15 protein-coding genes are annotated in these 16,819 nt (G+C 66.9%); 12 read left to right on the forward strand and 3 right to left on the reverse strand.

Annotation, left to right across the window (positions count from 1 at the left end):
* Position 1 precedes the first annotated feature (1 nt).
* The 3 genes from ntrB to cynS are packed head-to-tail and all read left to right on the forward strand — an operon-like array spanning position 2 to position 2,271.
* Positions 2 to 838: a nitrate ABC transporter permease gene (gene ntrB, locus GQE99_RS00565; protein ID WP_235917049.1), complete on the forward strand. Its 837-nt coding sequence runs from the start codon at positions 2 to 4 to the stop codon at positions 836 to 838.
* 11 nt (positions 839 to 849) lie between these two features.
* Positions 850 to 1,758, forward strand: a complete 909-nt coding sequence (locus GQE99_RS00570) for an ABC transporter ATP-binding protein (RefSeq protein ID WP_161349643.1) — start codon at positions 850 to 852, stop codon at positions 1,756 to 1,758.
* Between the two features lie 42 nt (positions 1,759 to 1,800).
* On the forward strand, positions 1,801 to 2,271 hold the full coding sequence (gene cynS, locus GQE99_RS00575; RefSeq protein WP_235917050.1) for a cyanase: 471 nt from the start codon (positions 1,801 to 1,803) through the stop codon (positions 2,269 to 2,271).
* A gap of 73 nt (positions 2,272 to 2,344) precedes the next feature.
* On the opposite strand, the gene GQE99_RS00580 is transcribed toward cynS, so the two are convergent.
* The 3 genes from GQE99_RS00580 to GQE99_RS00590 are packed head-to-tail and all read right to left on the reverse strand — an operon-like array spanning position 2,345 to position 4,648.
* Positions 2,345 to 2,875 carry a GAF domain-containing protein gene (locus tag GQE99_RS00580; RefSeq protein ID WP_161349644.1) on the reverse strand — a complete coding sequence of 177 codons (531 nt, stop codon included), beginning with the start codon at positions 2,873 to 2,875 and terminating at the stop codon, positions 2,345 to 2,347.
* Entirely contained in the window at positions 2,868 to 3,971 is a 1,104-nt protein-coding gene (locus GQE99_RS00585; RefSeq protein WP_161349645.1) for a M24 family metallopeptidase, read from the reverse strand. Before GQE99_RS00585 ends, GQE99_RS00580 begins: the two co-directional genes overlap by 8 nt.
* A complete protein-coding gene (locus tag GQE99_RS00590) occupies positions 3,971 to 4,648 on the reverse strand; it encodes a GntR family transcriptional regulator (protein ID WP_161349646.1) in 678 nt (225 codons plus the stop codon). The genes GQE99_RS00585 and GQE99_RS00590 overlap by 1 nt, the downstream gene beginning before the upstream one ends.
* 161 nt (positions 4,649 to 4,809) lie before the next feature.
* On the opposite strand from GQE99_RS00590, the gene GQE99_RS00595 reads away from it, so the two are divergent.
* The 9 genes from GQE99_RS00595 (at position 4,810) to GQE99_RS00635 (ending at position 16,815) form a co-directional block, all read left to right on the forward strand.
* Positions 4,810 to 5,796: a sugar ABC transporter substrate-binding protein gene (locus GQE99_RS00595; RefSeq protein ID WP_161349647.1), complete on the forward strand. Its 987-nt coding sequence runs from the start codon at positions 4,810 to 4,812 to the stop codon at positions 5,794 to 5,796.
* Positions 5,797 to 5,860: 64 nt separating this feature from the next.
* Positions 5,861 to 7,879 (forward strand): hydantoinase/oxoprolinase family protein, encoded by a 2,019-nt coding sequence (locus GQE99_RS00600; RefSeq protein WP_161349648.1) that lies wholly within the window; start codon positions 5,861 to 5,863, stop codon positions 7,877 to 7,879.
* 5 nt (positions 7,880 to 7,884) lie between these two features.
* Positions 7,885 to 9,585, forward strand: a complete 1,701-nt coding sequence (locus GQE99_RS00605) for a hydantoinase B/oxoprolinase family protein (RefSeq protein WP_161349649.1) — start codon at positions 7,885 to 7,887, stop codon at positions 9,583 to 9,585.
* Complete coding sequence (locus tag GQE99_RS00610) at positions 9,582 to 11,090, forward strand: sugar ABC transporter ATP-binding protein (protein ID WP_161349650.1); 1,509 nt, start codon at positions 9,582 to 9,584, stop codon at positions 11,088 to 11,090. Before GQE99_RS00605 ends, GQE99_RS00610 begins: the two co-directional genes overlap by 4 nt.
* Positions 11,087 to 12,022, forward strand: coding sequence for an ABC transporter permease (locus tag GQE99_RS00615; RefSeq protein ID WP_161349651.1), 936 nt, complete (start codon positions 11,087 to 11,089; stop codon positions 12,020 to 12,022). Before GQE99_RS00610 ends, GQE99_RS00615 begins: the two co-directional genes overlap by 4 nt.
* 238 nt (positions 12,023 to 12,260) lie before the next feature.
* Entirely contained in the window at positions 12,261 to 12,845 is a 585-nt protein-coding gene (locus tag GQE99_RS00620; RefSeq protein WP_161349652.1) for an ANTAR domain-containing response regulator, read from the forward strand.
* Positions 12,842 to 14,044: an ABC transporter substrate-binding protein gene (locus GQE99_RS00625; RefSeq protein WP_161349653.1), complete on the forward strand. Its 1,203-nt coding sequence runs from the start codon at positions 12,842 to 12,844 to the stop codon at positions 14,042 to 14,044. Before GQE99_RS00620 ends, GQE99_RS00625 begins: the two co-directional genes overlap by 4 nt.
* A 243-nt stretch (positions 14,045 to 14,287) precedes the next feature.
* Complete coding sequence (locus GQE99_RS00630; protein ID WP_161349654.1) at positions 14,288 to 15,658, forward strand: CmpA/NrtA family ABC transporter substrate-binding protein; 1,371 nt, start codon at positions 14,288 to 14,290, stop codon at positions 15,656 to 15,658.
* An 80-nt stretch (positions 15,659 to 15,738) separates the two neighbouring features.
* Positions 15,739 to 16,815, forward strand: a complete 1,077-nt coding sequence (locus GQE99_RS00635; RefSeq protein WP_161349655.1) for an ABC transporter permease — start codon at positions 15,739 to 15,741, stop codon at positions 16,813 to 16,815.
* Positions 16,816 to 16,819 lie beyond the last annotated feature (4 nt).

Raw genomic sequence — 16,819 nt, forward strand, 5'->3', positions numbered from 1 at the left:
CATGTTGGACAATCTCTCCATCAACCAGCGCGCCGCGATCCTGTCGCTCGTGATGCTGGTGGTCGGCCTCCTGATCTGGGAGGCCGCCATACCCGCCCAGAAGGCCGCCGAGGACCTGACGGAATACGAGCGTCTCATGGGGCTCGGCCAGGAACGCGCGGGCGTGCCACCGCCGTCCGACGTGCTGGTCAAGGCCTGGGAACAGCTCAGCGACCCGTTCTACGACGCCGGCCCGAACGACAAGGGGATCGGCATCCAGATCGGTTACTCGATCTACCGGGTGCTGTCGGGCTATCTCATGGCCGCGCTTGTCGCCATTCCGCTGGGCTTCCTGATCGGGATGAGCCGGGTCGCCTACAAGGCATTCAACCCGTTCATCCAGGTGCTGCGCCCGATCTCGCCCCTGGCGTGGATGCCGCTTGCGCTGTTCATCATCCAGGACAGCGAGGCGAGCGCGATCTTCGTGATCTTCATCTGCTCGATATGGCCGATGCTGATCAACACGGCCTTCGGCGTGGCCGGGGTCAGGCAGGACTGGGTCAACGTGGCCCGGACCCATGAGCTGGGCAGCCTGAAGACCGCGTTCACCGTGATCCTGCCGGCCGCTGCGCCGACCATCATCACGGGGATGCGCATCTCGATCGGGATCGCCTGGCTGGTGATCGTGGCCGCCGAGATGCTCGTGGGCGGTACGGGCATCGGCTACTACGTCTGGAACGAGTGGAACAACCTCGACCTCACCTCCGTCATCTTCTCGATCCTCATGATCGGCGTCGTCGGCATGCTGCTGGACTCGGCTTTCGCGGTCCTCCAGCGCGCCGTGGCCTACGCAGAGTAAGGAGAATTCCAATGTCCAAACCTTTTCTCAGCATCGAACGGCTGACGCAGCGGTTTCCGGACGGGCAGGGCGGCACGCTCACCGTGTTCGAAAACGCGAGCTTCGGCATCGAGAAAGGCGAATTCGTCTGCATCCTGGGCCACTCCGGCTGCGGCAAGTCCACCATCATGAACATCCTCGCGGGTTTGGCCGAGCCGACTTCGGGCGTGGTCAAGATGGACGGGCTCGAGGTGGCGGGGCCGTCCCTCGACCGGGGCGTGGTGTTCCAGAACTACTCGCTCCTGCCGTGGCTCTCGACGCTCAAGAACGTCATCTTCGGCGTGAAGGCGCGCTACCCGGACTGGCCGCGTGACAAGGTGGAAGCGCATGCCCGCGACTACCTGGCCAAGGTGGGGCTCGAGGGGGACGTGGTCCACCGAAAGCCCAGCCAGCTGTCCGGCGGCATGCGCCAACGCGTCTCGATCGCGCGGGCGTTCGCCAATCACCCCAAGCTGCTTCTCCTCGACGAACCCTTCGGCGCGCTGGACGCGCTGACGCGGGGCACGATCCAGGACGAGCTTCTGAAGATCTGGGGCGGGACCGAACAGACGGTGTTCATGATCACCCATGACATCGACGAGGCGATCCTGCTGGCCGACCGCATCCTGTTGATGACGAACGGCCCCTACGCGCGGGTGGCGGAGTCCGTGGAGATCTCGATCCCCCGGCCACGCAACCGCACGGAGATCGTGGAGCATCCGAACTACTACACGATCCGCAATCACCTCGTTCAGTTCCTGGGCCAGCGCTCGAAGGAGATGGCCGGCGAACGGATCGAGGGCGAGGACCTGCGCCCCGAGACCGTCCGCATCGACCAGGCCGCCGCCCCGGCGACCGAGGACAATCCCGACAAGCCCCCGCTGCGCGCCGTCAACGAATGAGGGCGCGCGGCCCGAACCTGCAACCGTTCAACGGAGGACCCGATGAAAGACAATTTTGAAGTGCCGTCCATGATGACGAAGGAAGACGTCACGATGATGATCCTGTCGGCCAAGAAACAGGCCGGCCTCACCTGGGAAGAGATCGCGGAAAAGATCGACATGTCGCCGGTCTGGACCCATTCGGCCTGCATGGGCATGAACGGGTTTTCCAAGGACAAGGCCGAGGCGCTGGTCTCGGTCATGGGCCTGCCGCAGGAGGCGGTGAGCGTCCTGGAAGAGCCGCCCACCAAGGTGTGGGAGCAAAGCGTGCCGACCGATCCCTGCATCTATCGTCTCTACGAGATCGTCGGGGTCTACGGCCCGACCATCAAGGCGCTGATCGAGGAGAAGTTCGGCACCGGCATCATGTCGGCCATCGATTTCGACATGCAGGTCGTGCGCGTGCCGCACGAGAAGGGCGACCGTGTTAAGATCGAGATGTCCGGCAAATACCTGGCCTACAACGCCTGGTGACCGCCCGCCGGTGCGGGATGCGTGACGCGACAGGCTCTCGCCCTCGGGCGGGAGCCTTTTCGTTCGGGGTGTCCTAGGTCAGCGCGGCGGGATCCGCCGGGCGCCAGGCGGCCTCGGAAGACAGCCCGAACGTCACGATGGCAGGCAGGATGATCGTCGTGATCTGGGCCAGCTTCTCTGCCCCGTAGTAATCGGCTTCGTGCAGGAGATTGACGGTTCCGATGAAATCGCCGCGCAGGATGACCGGGATGTTGACCACGGACCCGAGGCCCAGCGACGCGATCCGTTCGTGATCGGCGAAGACGTCGGCGAACGCTTCGACCGAGTTCGCGACGAAGATCTGGCGTCCCGCGATCACCTGTTCGGTCCAGCGGTTCGGCACGATCTCCTTCTCGCCGGAGCGCGGGTAGTTCACCTCGTCGCTGGTATAGATGCGCGCGGCCACGCCTTTCTGCGGGCCTTCCATCCGGAAGGTCGAGCAGGAGAACAGGCGGTGGCCTATGATGGTCTGGCACAGCTCGTCGAGCGCGGGGAACAGGCTGGACCAGCCCACCTGCTGAACGGCGGTTTCGAATTGGTGGAGAGGGCGGCATGCATCAGTCAAGGATCACGAGCTCCCGTGTGAAGGATGTCAGGCAATCGCAACCGGTGTCGGTCACGACGACGTCGTCTTCGATCCGCACCCCGATGTCGCCGGCGCGGTAGAGCCCGGGTTCGATGGTGAAGACCATGCCGGCCCGTTGCGGGTCGCCATTCTTGCGCATCACCGGCGGCACCTCGTGGACCTCACGGCCCAGCCCGTGCCCCGTCTTGTGCAGGATCAGGTCGGAAAAGGGGGAGGCTTCGAGGACGCCCGTTGCCGCGTCGTCCACGGCACCCACCGGGGCACCGGAGCGCACCGCGTCGCGACCGCGCGCGTTGGCCTCGCGCACGGTGTCGTAGACCGCTGCGTGGGCGTCGCTCGCATGGCCGCAGAAGGCGGTGCGCGTGATGTCGGCGTGCATGTCGCCCCAGCTCGCCCCGAAGTCGATGAGAAGCGGGTCGCCGGGGCTCACGACCCGGTCGCTCACGTCCCCGTGCGGGTTCGCCGCTTCGCCGCCACTGAGCACGATGGGCTCGAAAGCGAAGCCGATGGCACCGTGGGCCAGCATCGCGGCCTTGAGCCGCCCGGCGATATCGTGGCCGGTGCGCCCGCCGACGCCCGCGTCGAACACTTCGCCAAGGGCCTGTTCGCTGATCTCGACGGCGCGGCGCAGCTGGGCGATCTCCTCGGCGTCTTTCACGAGGCGCAGCTCGGCCAGTGCCGGGTCGGCGTCCACGAGCGCATCCGCCCCGAGATGCCCGGCCAGCGCGCGGTATTCCGAGGCACGCATGCGGAGCCCCTCGACACCCAGCGGCAGGGACGGGCCGAGCGTGTCGGCCAAGGCGGTGAAGGCGGCCTCGGGCCCGTCCTCGTCGGTCCAGTAGATGGTTTCGGCCTCCGGCAGCGCATCGCCCCACTTCTGCCGCTCGAGCGCGGGCATCATCGCGAAAATGTCCCCCTCGGCGGTGAGCACGAAGAGGGTGGGGCGCTCCATCAGGTGCAGGTGCACGCCGGTGAGGTAGGCGAAGTTCGGCCCCGGCACGAAGGCCGCGGCGCCAAGGCCGGCCTTCTTGAGAAGCTTGGCCGCACGGGTCCGGCGCGTGGCGAAGATGCTCATCAGTCGTCTCCCGCTTCGGGACCACCCGGGTCCAGTGACATCCTGTGACCGAAGCGCGGGCCCAGGCCGCGCTGGATCACCTCGAGCTCGAACAGGATCGCGCGCGACACCGCCGCGTCCGCCCCTTCCGCGTCGCCGGTCACGATCGCGTCGGCCACTTTCGCGAGGTGGTCGATCGCTTTCGCCCGGCCAGCGGCATCGAGATGGGGGAAGAAATACAGGAGCTTGATGCGCACCGAGGCGTCCTGCGCTTCCACGAAGTACTTCTCGAGGAAGCGGTTGTCGGCAAGCGTCGCGACCCGCCGGTAGAGGTCGAGCTGTGCGCGGAAGGCCGCTTCCAGGTCCCCCTCCTCGAGCTTCGCGCCATAGGCTTTTACGAAGGCATCGAATTCCTTGCGGTCCGCCCCGCCGTTCAGCGCCGCCGCACGGACGAGTCCGCGCGAGAGCAGGATGAACGTGTCGAGGAAGGCGGCCTGGTTGTGGAGCGACAGCGGCGCCACGATCGTCGTGCGGTTCTGAAGGAACTGGACGAACCCCTCGTTCGCGAGAAGCAGCAGCGCCTCGCGAATCGGGGTCCTGGATACCTCGTATTCCTTGGCCAGGGCGACCTCGTCGAGCGCGGTTCCCGGCTCGATCCGCAGCCACTGGATCGCGTCGCGCAGTCTTTCATGCACCATCAATGCGCCGCGCTTCTTACGTGCGGGCGCTGCTTTTGCGGGTTTTTTGTCGCGGTGTGTCGTCATAAAAATAATTCTTGCATTAAGTTTGCATTATGAGCAAGCTAAAACGCAACGAAGACAAAAAACGACACCACCACTCACAACGGGGAGACCGCTCCATGACCACCTTGAAGACACTGCTTTCGGCCAGCACGGCCCTTGCGCTCGTCGCAGGCGTCGCGAACGCGGAGGGCACCATCGCCTACTTCGCATCCACGTCGCAGAACGGGTTCAACCAGGCGACCTACGAGGGGGTTCAGGAAGTGGCGGCCGAGCGCGGCTACGACACCGAGATCCTCGACGGCCAGTTCGACGCGGCCGTGCAATACAGCCAGATCGAGGATGCGCTGGCCTCGGGCCGCTACGCCGGCATGATCGTGGCGCCCAACGATTCCGTCGGGATCGCGGGCGCCTTCGAACAGGTCGTGGCCGAGGGCATCCCGGTCGGGACCGTGCTGTTCCCGGTGGGCCCGGACCTCAACTCGCTCGATCCTCAGGTCGACGGCATCACCGTGACCGCGGCCTCGCCGCCGGTGCCGGGCGCGACCACCCAGGCCGAGGGGGTCGTCGAATATTGCGCCGACCTCGATCCCTGCAACGTCGTGGTCATCATCGGGGCCCAGATCTTCCCCTTCGACAACCTGCGCCTCGAGACCTACGAGAAGGTGCTGGGCGAGCACGACAACATCGAGATCGTGGCGATCGGCGAAGGATACTACGCGCCGGACCCCAGCCTTCAGGCGATGTCCGACATCCTGCAAGCCAATCCGGACGTGGACGTCGTCCTCTCCAACGCCGACCAGCACCTGATCGGGGTCGAGATCGCGCTCGAATCCGCGGGCATCGACCCGTCCGAGCTCTACCTCTCAGGGGGCGGGGCCGCGGCCATCGCGATCGACGCGATCCGCGAAGGGCGCTGGGACGCGACGCTGGCCTACTTCCCCAAGACGATGGGCGCGCTCGCGATGGAACAGATCGCCAACGCGATCGAGGGCAAGCCGGTCACCCAGTCGATCAACATGGATGAGGCCGGTCCCGTCCAGGCCCTCATCGACGCCGAGGTCCTGGAGGCCAACCCGGACTTCACCGGCGAGTGGGAACAGTAATGCAAACAACGGCCCGGGATGCGCCTGCGCGCGTCCCGGCCGACTGACACCGAAGGGCGTTACCATGAGCAAGAGCTACCGCGTGTCCGCTGATATCGGCGGCACATTCACAGATATTGTCTACCAGGACGTCGAAACCGGGCGCTGTGGCGCGACCAAGGTTCTCTCGACGCCGGACAACCCGGCCCTCGCTGTTCTGGAAGGCATCGACTCCGTCCTGGGCGGCGATGGCGACATGGCCTTCTTCGTCCACGGCACCACCGTCGGCCTGAACGCGCTGCTCACCCGGCGCGGCTCCAAGATCGCGCTGGTGACGAACGAGAATTTCCGCGACATCTACACGATCCAGGGCAACGACCGGGGCGAGATCTTCTCGATCCGCTGGAACAAGCCGGAGCCGCTCACCCCGATCGAGCACACCTACACGGTGGGCGGGCGCATCGCCGCCGACGGGACCGAGCTTGAGCCGCTGCGCCTGTCCGACCTCGACGCCCTGGTCGAAGCCTGCGGGCGCGAGAACTACGAGGCGATCGCCATTTCGCTCCTGTTCTCCTTCAACAACCCGGCCCACGAGATCGCCGTGCGCGACTACCTGCAGGAGCGGCTGCCGGACGTGCAGATTGTCCTGTCGCACAAGGTGTCGCCCGAGTGGCGCGAATTCGAACGCACCTCGACAACCGTGACGGACGCCTATCTCGCGCCCGTGGTGCGCAAGTACATCTCGACCCTCCAGGACGAGATGGGCGACCGGCTGCCCGACGGCGGCGCGCTTCACGTCATGGAGTCGAACGGCGGCGTGATGACGGCGGCGGCCGCGGCGGAAACGCCGCTCCAGACGCTGCTCTCCGGCCCCGTCGGCGGTGCGATCGGGGGCAAGGCGCTATCGGCCTCGACGGGGCGTCCGAACCTGATCTGCGTGGACATGGGCGGCACGTCGTTCGACGCGTCGCTGGTGATCGACGGCCTGCCGTCCGCGTCGAACGAAGCCCATCTCGAGGGGCTACCGATCCAGATGTCGGTCGTCGATATCCACGTGATCGGCGCAGGCGGCGGCTCCATCGCCTGGAAAGAGGCCGGCGCGCTGCGCGTCGGTCCCCAATCGGCGGGCTCGACCCCCGGGCCGGTCTGCTACGGGCGCGGCGGCACCGAGCCGGTCGTCTCGGACGCGAACCTGGTCCTCGGACGCCTCGACGGCGCGAACTTCTCGGGCGGCGACATGACGCTCGACCGCGATGCGGCGGCCGCGGCGCTTGCCAAGCTTGGCGAAGACTTCGGCATGAACGCCGAGGAGATGGCGCGCGGCGTGATCGATATCGTGAACGCCAAGATGGCCGACGCGATCCGCACCATCACCGTCCAGCGCGGCATCGACCCACGGGAATTCTCTCTCGTCGCCTTCGGGGGGGCAGGGCCCGCCCAGGCCGCGGCTCTGGCCGAGGAGTTGGAGATTTCCGAGGTCATCATCCCGGTCCACCCCGGCGCCTTCTCGGCCTGGGGGATGCTACAGACCGACGTGCGCCACGACTTCAAGGAAACGCTCTACAGCTTCTTGGACCTGATCGAACCCGAGACGATCGACACGGCTTTCGACCGGCTCGAGCAGAAGGGGCGCGACTACCTGTCCGAAGAAGGTATCGAGGGCGAGCGCGTCTCGTTCGAGCGCGCGATCGACTTCCGCTACTACGGCCAAGAGTACGTGCTGACCATCGCGCTCGACGACGGGCCCATCGACATGGACAAGGTGCGCGCCGACTTCGACGCGGCCTACGAACGGCAGTACGGGCACAACAGCCCGGAGAACCGCGTCGAGATGGCCAACATCCGCCTCGCCGCGCTGGGCCGGCTCGAACGCCCGGACAATGCCCCGCCCGAACGGGAGGAGCCGAAACCGGCGCGCGAGCGGCAGGTCTGGTTCTCGGGCGAGCCCAGGACCACCGCCATCCTCGACCGCAACAGCCTTTCGGACGGTGAGAAGGTGCAAGGGCCTGCCATCATCGAAGAGGTGACCTCGACCACCCTGCTGCCCCCCGGCTGGACCGCCCAGCTGATCGACGGCGGCCACATGAGCCTTGTGAAGGAGTAAGCGACATGACCACGGCCGATCCAATCACCACCGAAGTCGTCCGCAACTTCGTCATCTCCTGTGCACAGGACATGAACGCCTCGCTGTGGCGCTCCGCCCACTCGGCGATCATCTACGAAGGCAAGGACAGCGCCGTCGCGCTCATGGACGAGCACGGCAACATGCTGGGCCAGTCGACCGGCGTACCGCTCTTCATCGGGGCCATCGACGTCTGCGTGCGCCACGTGAAGGACTACTACGGCGACGATATCCACGAAGGCGATATCTTCATCATGAACGACAGCTACATGCAGGGCACGCACCTGCATGACGTGACCGCCATCGGGCCGATCTTCCACGAGGGCGACCTGGTGGGCTTCGGGGCCGCGCGGGCGCACTGGAACGACATCGGCGCGATGGACCCGGGCTCGACCATGTCTTCGACCGACATCTACCAGGAGGGTTTGCGCCTCGGGCCGACACGGATCGTGAGCCGGGGCCAGCGCGTGCGCGAGTGGTACGACCACCTCAAGCTCAACACCCGCCTCGAAGGCGCCACCATCGGTGACCTGGGCGCGCAGATCGCCGCGATCCGCACCGGCGAGCGGCGGCTGGGCCAGCTTCTGAACAAGATCGGCGCCGACACGTACCGTGCGGCCTGCCAGAACATCTTCGAGCAGGCGCGCCACATGGACCGCGAAGCCATCGCGGCGATCAAGGACGGCACCTGGAGCCGCGAGGGGTTCCTCGACAACGACGGCGTCGGCACCGATCCGGTGAAGGTGAAACTCACCCTGACGGTGAAGGGCGAGGAGCTGATCGTGGATCTCACCGGCACTTCCGGGCCGGTCGCGGGGTCGGTGAACTGCGGGGCGAGCCAGACGGAGTCGCTCCTGCGGCTGGCCTACAAGACCATGATCTCGCCCGACCGCGCGATCACCGGCGGCTCGTTCGAGACGATGAACGTGATCCTGCCCGACGAGTGCATGTTCAACGCCCGTGAACCCGCGGCCTGCGAATGGTACTTCACCGGGCTCGGGCTCCTGGCAGACCTGTTCATCTCCTGCCTGTCCGAGGCGATGCCGGAACGCTCGACAGCCGCGCATTACGGCGACTCGATGGTGGTCGGCTTTTTCTCCGTCGATCCCAAGCGCGGGCAGTGGATCTCGATCGAGCCGACCGCGGGCGGCTGGGGCGGCCGGGCCGACAGCGACGGCGAAAGCGCGCTGATCAACCTGGTCAACGGCGGCTTCCGCAACATCCCCGCCGAGGTCATGGAGACGAAGTTCCCGGTCCGGCTCGAGGAGTTCTCGATCCGCCCCGACAGCGCGGGGCCGGGACAGCATCGCGGCGGCTTCGGCGTCATCCGGCGCTACCGGATGCTCGAGGATTGCTACGGGGCGATCTGGTTCGAACGCTCGAAGACCCCGGCCTGGGGCCTGAACGGCGGCGGCGACGGGCAAGGGCCTGAAATCACGCTGAGCTTCCCCGACAGCGACACGGAGCATCCGCTCAAGATGCGCGCCCGCGCGCTGCCCGCCCGCACGGTCGTCGAAACCCGTACCGGCGGGGGCGGCGGCAACGGTGACCCGATGAAACGCGCCTTCGACGACGTCGCGCGTGACGTCCGGCGCGGGCTGGTCAGCCGCGAGGCGGCCAAGCGCGACTACGGCGTGGTGATCGCGGCGGACGGTTCCGTCGACCGCGACGCCTCGGTGGCCCGGTGAATGCCGACGCCATCCTGTCGGTGCGCGGCATCGGCGTGCGCTTCGGTGATGTCGAGGTCCTCTCCGGCGTGGACCTCGACATCCGCCCGGGCGAAATCCACGGCCTGATCGGCGAGAACGGCGCGGGCAAGTCGACGCTGGGCAAGGTGCTCGGCGGCTACTACCGCGCCACCCGCGGCGAGATTGCCGTCAACGGCCGCACGCAGGATCGCTGGGACACGCCCACGGCGCTCGCCAACGGCGTGGCGATCATGCACCAGGAATTGCAGCTCGTTCCGGCACTCACCACGGCGCAGAACGTGTTTCTCGGGCTGGAGGACCACCGCCGCGGCGTGCTCCGGCGCACCGAGGCGGACCGGCTTGCCGCCCTGATGGAGGAAAGCGGCCTACACGTGGAGCCGAACGCGCTGGCCGCGCATCTGACGATCGCTGAACAGCAGAAGATCGAGATCCTGCGCGCGCTGGCACGCGAGGCGCGGGTGATCGTCATGGACGAACCGACGGCCTCGCTTTCGAAGGCCGAGATCGACCAGCTCCACCGCATCATGCGCCAGCTGCGCGACGAGGGGCGGTCGGTCATCTACGTGACCCATTTCCTCGACGACGTGCTCGATGTCACCGACCGGGTGACGGTGTTGCGCAACGGCGAACTCGTGCAGACCCGCGATACGGCGGGAGAGACCAAGGCGAGCCTCGTGTCTGCCATGCTGGGCGGGGTGAAATCCGAAACGCTCTACCCGCCCAAACCCCGCGACGTGGGCGAGGTCGTGCTGTCCGTGCGCGACCTGTTCTCGCCCAACGGCACGCGGGTCGACCAGCTCGAGATCCGGGCCGGAGAGATCGTCGGGCTGGCCGGGCTCGTGGGCGCCGGGCGAACCGAGATCGCGCGCGCCATCATCGGGGCAGACCGCGCCCAGGGCACGGTCGAGATCGGCGGTCAGCCATTGCAGAACCGCAGCATCAGCGGCGCGACCGAGGCGGGCGTCGTCATGGTGCCCGAGGACCGGCGGGGCCAGGGCCTTGTCATGTCGCTGCCGGTGCGCGCGAACATCTCGCTGCCGCACCTTGGCCGCGTCGCCCGCGGCGGCGTGGTCGCGCAGAAGACAGAACGCGGCATCGCGAAAAGGCTGATCGAGCAACTCGACGTGCGCCCCGCGATCCTCGACGGCGACGTGTCGAATTATTCCGGGGGCAACCAGCAGAAGGTGCTGATCGGCAAATGGCTGGCCGGTGACCCGCGCGTCCTGATCCTCGACGAACCCTCGCGCGGTGTCGATGTCGGCGCGCGCGAGACGATCCACAACGAGATCGTCCGGCTCGCGAAGTCGGGCGTCGCGATCCTGCTCATTTCCAGCGAGATCGAGGAAGTGCTGGGGCTCGCAACGCGGGCCTTCCTGGTCGATCGCGGCACGCTCGTGGACGAGATCGACCCCGACCGGGTGAACGTCGGCGACGTGCTGACGGCCCTGTTCAACCACCAAGGCATGAAGGACGGCGTGACATGACACGGGACCGCATTTTCACTTTCCTGCAGACCTACGCGGTTCTGGTTCTCATCGTTCTGCTGATGGCGGTGCTTTCGGTGTCCTCCGACAGCTTCCTGACCGCGCGCAACCTGCTCAACATCCTCAACCAGAACGCGCCGCTCGCCATCATGGCCTCGGCGATGACGCTGGTCATCATCGTGGGCGGCTTCGACCTGTCCGTCGGCGCGATCTTCGCGATGGGGTCGGTCACCTCTGCGTGGCTCGCGGTCAATGTCGATCCCTACCTGGGTCTCGCGCTCGCCCCGCTGGTCGGGTTCCTGCTGGGCTGCGCGAACGGGATCGTCATCACCGCGCTCAAGGTGCATTCCTTCCTCGCCACGATCGCCACCGCGCTGATCTTCAAAGGCATCGCCATCGCGGTGTCGGACGGCCGCCTGATCTCGGCCCGGATCGACGCCTTCACCTGGCTCGGCCGCGAACGGTTCCTGGGTGTCTTCAACGCGATCTGGCTTATGGTCATATTCGCGGTGCTGCTGACCTTCCTGCTCAACCGCACCACGTTGGGGCGGCGCATCTTCGCAGTCGGCGGGAACGAAGAGGCAGCGATCCTGTCGGGCATCCGGACCAACCGGGTCAAGATCGCGGCCTTTTCGCTTGCCGGTCTCGCCGCGGGGCTTGCCGCGATCATCGCCACCTCGCGCGTCGCGCTGGGGCAGGCGTCGGCAGGCGAGGGGATGGAGCTCCAGGCCATCGCCGCCGTCATCCTGGGCGGGACGAGCATCTATGGCGGGCAGGGGGCCGTGTGGCGCTCGGTGGCCGGGGTGTTCCTGCTGGCGCTGGTCAACAACGGGTTCAACATCCTCAGCATCGACCCCTTCTTCCGCGACCTGACGATGGGCCTGATCATCCTCGCAGCCCTCGGCATCTCCGCTATCGGCCAACGGCGCTGACGGAGCTTCAAAAAGGCCACCGGATCGCGGGCGCCTGGCGAAAAGGGGGCCGGAGGGGTGCGACAGCATCCTCCGCCCCCGGCGCACCATGCGGCTCATGTCGCCAGCGCTCAAATCTTGGGCTTGGCGCCCGCACATTCAGCAGGGTGCGCCGCAAACCGGACGCGCAGCCGCCCATCCCGGCACGCGGCACCGGGTTCCTTTTTACATTCCCCGAGGGCTGCGTTTGCTGTGGCGCATGAACGGCCCTCTTTCCATCGCAGTGATCGAGAACGACCCGGACCGGGCGGCGCTCATCTCCGAGAGCCTGCACGCCACGGGCAACGTCGAGGTGCACGTACTGACCGGGGCCGCGGACCTGGCCGAGCACATCACCGGGCTCAATCCCGACGTCGTGCTGATCGACATCGCGAACCCGTCGCGCGACATGCTCGAAGCGATGGCGATGGCCACGGGACCGCTCGAACGGCCGGTGGCCATGTTCGTTGACCGGTCGGACGAAAGCCTCACGCGCGCGGCGATCGAGGCGGGGGTGTCCGCCTACGTCGTGGACGGGCTGCATTCGGACCGGCTCAAGCCGATACTCGATGCGGCCGTGTCGCGTTTCAACATGTTCAGCCGGATGCGTACCGAGCTCGAGACCACCAAGCGCGCGCTCGAGGAGCGCAAGGTGATCGACCGTGCCAAGGGCCTCCTGATGAAGGCGCGGGGCATCGACGAAGACGAAGCCTACGCGCTTCTGCGCAAGACGGCGATGGACCAGGGCAAGCGCCTGGCCGACGTGGCGCAGGCGCTCGTCACCACCTTCGGGCTCCTGTCATGAGGGGCCCCGCGCTTTCGGTCGGGTTCATCCCGCTGGTCGATGCCGCGCCGCTTGTGGTGGCCCAGGAGATGGGCTTTGCCGCGCAGGAGGGGCTGGCGCTGGACCTGGTGCGCGCGCCGTCCTGGTCCTCGCTGCGCGATCTGCTGGTCTTCGGCCGCGTGGATGCGGCCCACATGCTGTCGCCGGTGCCGGTCGCCGCGGCGCTCGGCGTCGGGGGCAACACGACAGCGCTCTCGGCCATCTCGGTCCTGTCGGTGAACGGCAACGTGGTCGGCGTGAACCTTGCGCTTGCGCAGCGGCTGCGCGACGCGGGGCACGGCTTCGATTTTCGTGACGCGGCCGCCGCGGGCCGGGCGCTGATCGCTGCCGCGCGGGGGCCGCTCCGGGTCGGTGTGCCGTTCCCGTTCTCCATGCACGCGGAACTGCTCTACTACTGGCTGTCCGCCCTCGGTCTTCCCGCACCGCAGGGCGTCGACATCCGGACCGTTCCGCCTCCACTGATGGCCGAGGCGCTGAAGGCGGGCGAGATCGACGCGTTCTGCGTGGGTGAGCCCTGGGGGTCGATCGCGGTGGAGCAGGGCGTCGGCGCGCTCCTTCTGCCGGGATCGGCGATCTGGTCGTTCGCCCCGGAAAAGGTGCTTGCCGTCCGCGAAGACTGGGCCGCGTCCGAGCCCGAGCTTTCCGCACGCCTGATCCGCGCGGTCTGGCACGCGGGGCGGTGGCTCGCGAACCCCGACAGCCGGGTGCTGGCCGCCGAACTGCTGGCCCGCCCCGAATTCCTCGATCTGCCGCCCGAGATCATCGACCGGGCGCTGTCGGGCACCTTCACCGTGGCACCGACCGGTGAGCAGCGGCAGGTCGACGGGTTTGTCGAGTTCCACCGGGGGGCGGCGACCTTCCCGTGGCGCAGCCAGGCGCAATGGATCGCCCATCAGCTGGCCGCGCGCATGGGGCTCGACCGGACCGTCGCCGTGGAGAAGGCCAAGGGCGTGTTCCGCCCCGACCTCTATCGCGCCGCGCTGGAGGGAATCGCCCCGGACCTGCCGGGCGCCTCGTCCAAGATCGAGGGGGCCGTGGAGGTCGAAACCCCGGTCGCGAGCGGCTCCGGCCGCCTCTTCCTTCCGCCGGATACCTTCTTCGACCGGCGCAGTTTTGACCCCGATGCCATCATCGCCCCGAAAAATCTGCACAGGAACTGAGCATTTTCTGCATCGCGGCAATTTTCCCGCGCCGTGGGCCACGGCCCGATTGCACGCCGGGGTGTCGCGGGGGCAACGTGGAAACCAGACGGACAACGATGTCCGCCCACGGAATTCTCCCAGTGACTGGGACACACCTGAGCAAAGCCGCTCGAACCGCGTCGCGACCTCCCTCCGCGACGAAGTTCGGACGGCTTTTTTCGTTTCGGGCCCCGGCCCGCGAGACACAAGGAAACCTGACGCATGAAAAAGACGCTCATCGCATTCGCCGCCTCCACCGCGCTGACCAGCCCGGCGCTGGCCGAGATGCTGGACCTGGAGAAGGACGTTCTCACCTTCGGCTTCATCAAGCTCACCGACATGGCGCCGCTCGCGGTGGCCTACGAGCAGGGCTTCTTCGACGACGAGGGGCTCTTCGTCACGCTGGAAGCCCAGGCCAACTGGAAGGTGCTGCTGGACGGCGTCATCTCCGGCACGCTCGACGGCGCGCACATGCTGGCGGGTCAGCCGCTGGCCGCGACGATCGGCTACGGGACCGAGGCGCACATCGTCACGCCCTTCTCGATGGACCTGAACGGCAACGGCATCACCGTGTCGAACGAGGTCTGGGAGATGATGAAGCCGGGCCTGCCGATGAACGAGGACGGGCTGCCGGAGCACCCCATTTCCGCCTCCCACCTCAAGCCGGTGATCGAGGAATTCAACAGCCAGGGCAAACCCTTCAACATGGGCATGGTCTTCCCGGTCTCGACCCATAATTACGAACTGCGCTACTGGCTCGCCGCCGGCGGGATCGAACCGGGCTACTACTCGCCCGAGGACGTGACCGGGCAGATCGGCGCGGAAGCGTTCCTCTCTGTCACCCCGCCGCCCCAGATGCCCGCCACGCTCGAGGCCGGGACGATCTCGGGCTACTGCGTGGGCGAGCCGTGGAACCAGCAGGCGGTGTTCAAGGGGATCGGCGTGCCGGTCATCACCGATTACGAGCTTTGGAAGAACAACCCGGAGAAGGTCTTCGGCATCACCGCCGAGTTCGCCGAGGAATACCCCAACACGACGCTCGCCGTGACCAAGGCGCTGATCCGCGCGGCCATGTGGCTGGACGAGAACGACAACGCCAACCGTGAAGAGGCGGTCGAGATCCTGTCGCGCCCGGAATACGTGGGCGCCGACTACGAGGTCATCGCCAATTCGATGACCGGCACCTTCGAATACGAGAAGGGCGACACCCGCCCGGTGCCCGACTTCAACGTCTTCTTCCGCTACAACGCGACCTATCCCTACTACTCCGACGCCGTCTGGTACCTGACGCAGATGCGCCGTTGGGGCCAGATCGCCGAAGCCAAGCCCGACAGCTGGTACGACGAGGTCGCGCGCTCGGTCTACAAGCCGGGGATCTTCATGGAGGCCGCCGCGCTGCTGATCGAGGAAGGCCATGCCACCCCCGACATGTTCCCCGGCGCGGATGAGGACGGCTACAAGGCGCCGACCCCGGCCGAGGACATCATCGACGGCATCCCCTTCGATGGCACGCAGCCCAATGCCTATCTCGACAGCCTGCCGATCGGCCTGAAGGGCGACCAGCGCGTCGTCGGCAACGAGATCCAGGGCTGACACGCCGCTCCTCCGCCCACCCGAGCGACATCGCTCGACGGGCGGAGGAGCGCCCCATCCATTCCACCGAGGACGTGACCATGACCACCGTCGATCCCAATTTCGCGGATGCCGAGACCCGCAAGGCCCGGCGCTTTACCCGCATCAACAAGGCCGACTCCTACTTCCGGGTCCTCGGCCTCGCCTGGATCACACCGATCCTGAAAGCCATCGCCGGCGACAACCCGAAGGCGCAGATGAAGGACCTGTGGCGCCTGCTGGGCGTGCCGCTTCTGGCCATCGCCGCGTTCCTGCTCCTGTGGGGCACGCTGGCCCCGCGCGTGCAGACCTCGCTCGGCGCCATTCCCGGCCCCGCCGCGGTCTGGACCGAGGTCGTGAGCCTGCACCAGGACGCCGTGGACAAGGCCGCAAAGGAGGCCGACCACCTGGCCCGCGTCGAGGCGCGCAACGAACGCATGCTCGAGCAGGGCCGCCCCGAGGACGTGCGCGACATCCCGTTCACCGGGGCGCCGAGCTACTACGACCAGATCTGGACCTCGATCCAGACCGTGTTCTTCGGCTTCCTGATCGGTTCGCTCATCGCCATTCCGCTGGGCATCGTCGCGGGGCTCTCGCCCACCGCGAACGCCGCGATCAATCCGCTCGTGCAGATCTTCAAGCCCGTGAGCCCGCTGGCCTGGCTGCCGATCGTGACGATGATCGTCTCCGCCGTCGCCGCCTCGGGCACCGAGGGGCTTCTGCCCAAGAGCTTCATCATCTCGGCGATCACCGTGACGCTCTGTTCGCTCTGGCCGACGCTCATCAACACCGCGCTGGGCGTGTCCTCGATCGACAAGGATCTCGTCTCGGTCTCGAAGGTGCTCAAGATGAACACGCGCACGAAGATCACCAAGCTGGTGCTGCCCTCTGCGCTCCCGCTCATCTTCACCGGTCTGCGCCTGAGCCTCGGCGTCGGCTGGATGGTCCTGATCGCGGCCGAGATGCTCGCCCAGAACCCCGGTCTCGGCAAGTTCGTCTGGGACGAGTTCCAGAACGGCTCCAGCCAGTCGCTCGCCCGGATCATGGTCGCCGTCTTCACCATCGGGATCATCGGCTTCCTGCTCGACCGGGTGATGTACGCGCTGCAATCCGCCTTCACCTTCTCGAACAACCGGTGAGCCC

Origin of the sequence: Maritimibacter harenae (assembly GCF_009882975.1) — a bacterium.
GTDB lineage: Bacteria > Pseudomonadota > Alphaproteobacteria > Rhodobacterales > Rhodobacteraceae > Maritimibacter > Maritimibacter harenae.

What these genes read in the sequence shown, in the direction of transcription:
- ntrB (WP_235917049.1), top strand. Translation starts at nt 2, where the DNA reads ATGTTGGACAATCTCTCCATCAACCAGCGCGCCGCGATCCTGTCGCTC.
- GQE99_RS00570 (WP_161349643.1), top strand. Translation starts at nt 850, where the DNA reads ATGTCCAAACCTTTTCTCAGCATCGAACGGCTGACGCAGCGGTTTCCG.
- cynS (WP_235917050.1), top strand. Translation starts at nt 1,801, where the DNA reads ATGAAAGACAATTTTGAAGTGCCGTCCATGATGACGAAGGAAGACGTC.
- GQE99_RS00585 (WP_161349645.1), bottom strand. Translation starts at nt 3,971, where the DNA reads ATGAGCATCTTCGCCACGCGCCGGACCCGTGCGGCCAAGCTTCTCAAG.
- GQE99_RS00590 (WP_161349646.1), bottom strand. Translation starts at nt 4,648, where the DNA reads ATGGTGCATGAAAGACTGCGCGACGCGATCCAGTGGCTGCGGATCGAG.
- GQE99_RS00595 (WP_161349647.1), top strand. Translation starts at nt 4,810, where the DNA reads ATGACCACCTTGAAGACACTGCTTTCGGCCAGCACGGCCCTTGCGCTC.
- GQE99_RS00600 (WP_161349648.1), top strand. Translation starts at nt 5,861, where the DNA reads ATGAGCAAGAGCTACCGCGTGTCCGCTGATATCGGCGGCACATTCACA.
- GQE99_RS00605 (WP_161349649.1), top strand. Translation starts at nt 7,885, where the DNA reads ATGACCACGGCCGATCCAATCACCACCGAAGTCGTCCGCAACTTCGTC.
- GQE99_RS00615 (WP_161349651.1), top strand. Translation starts at nt 11,087, where the DNA reads ATGACACGGGACCGCATTTTCACTTTCCTGCAGACCTACGCGGTTCTG.
- GQE99_RS00620 (WP_161349652.1), top strand. Translation starts at nt 12,261, where the DNA reads ATGAACGGCCCTCTTTCCATCGCAGTGATCGAGAACGACCCGGACCGG.
- GQE99_RS00625 (WP_161349653.1), top strand. Translation starts at nt 12,842, where the DNA reads ATGAGGGGCCCCGCGCTTTCGGTCGGGTTCATCCCGCTGGTCGATGCC.
- GQE99_RS00630 (WP_161349654.1), top strand. Translation starts at nt 14,288, where the DNA reads ATGAAAAAGACGCTCATCGCATTCGCCGCCTCCACCGCGCTGACCAGC.
- GQE99_RS00635 (WP_161349655.1), top strand. Translation starts at nt 15,739, where the DNA reads ATGACCACCGTCGATCCCAATTTCGCGGATGCCGAGACCCGCAAGGCC.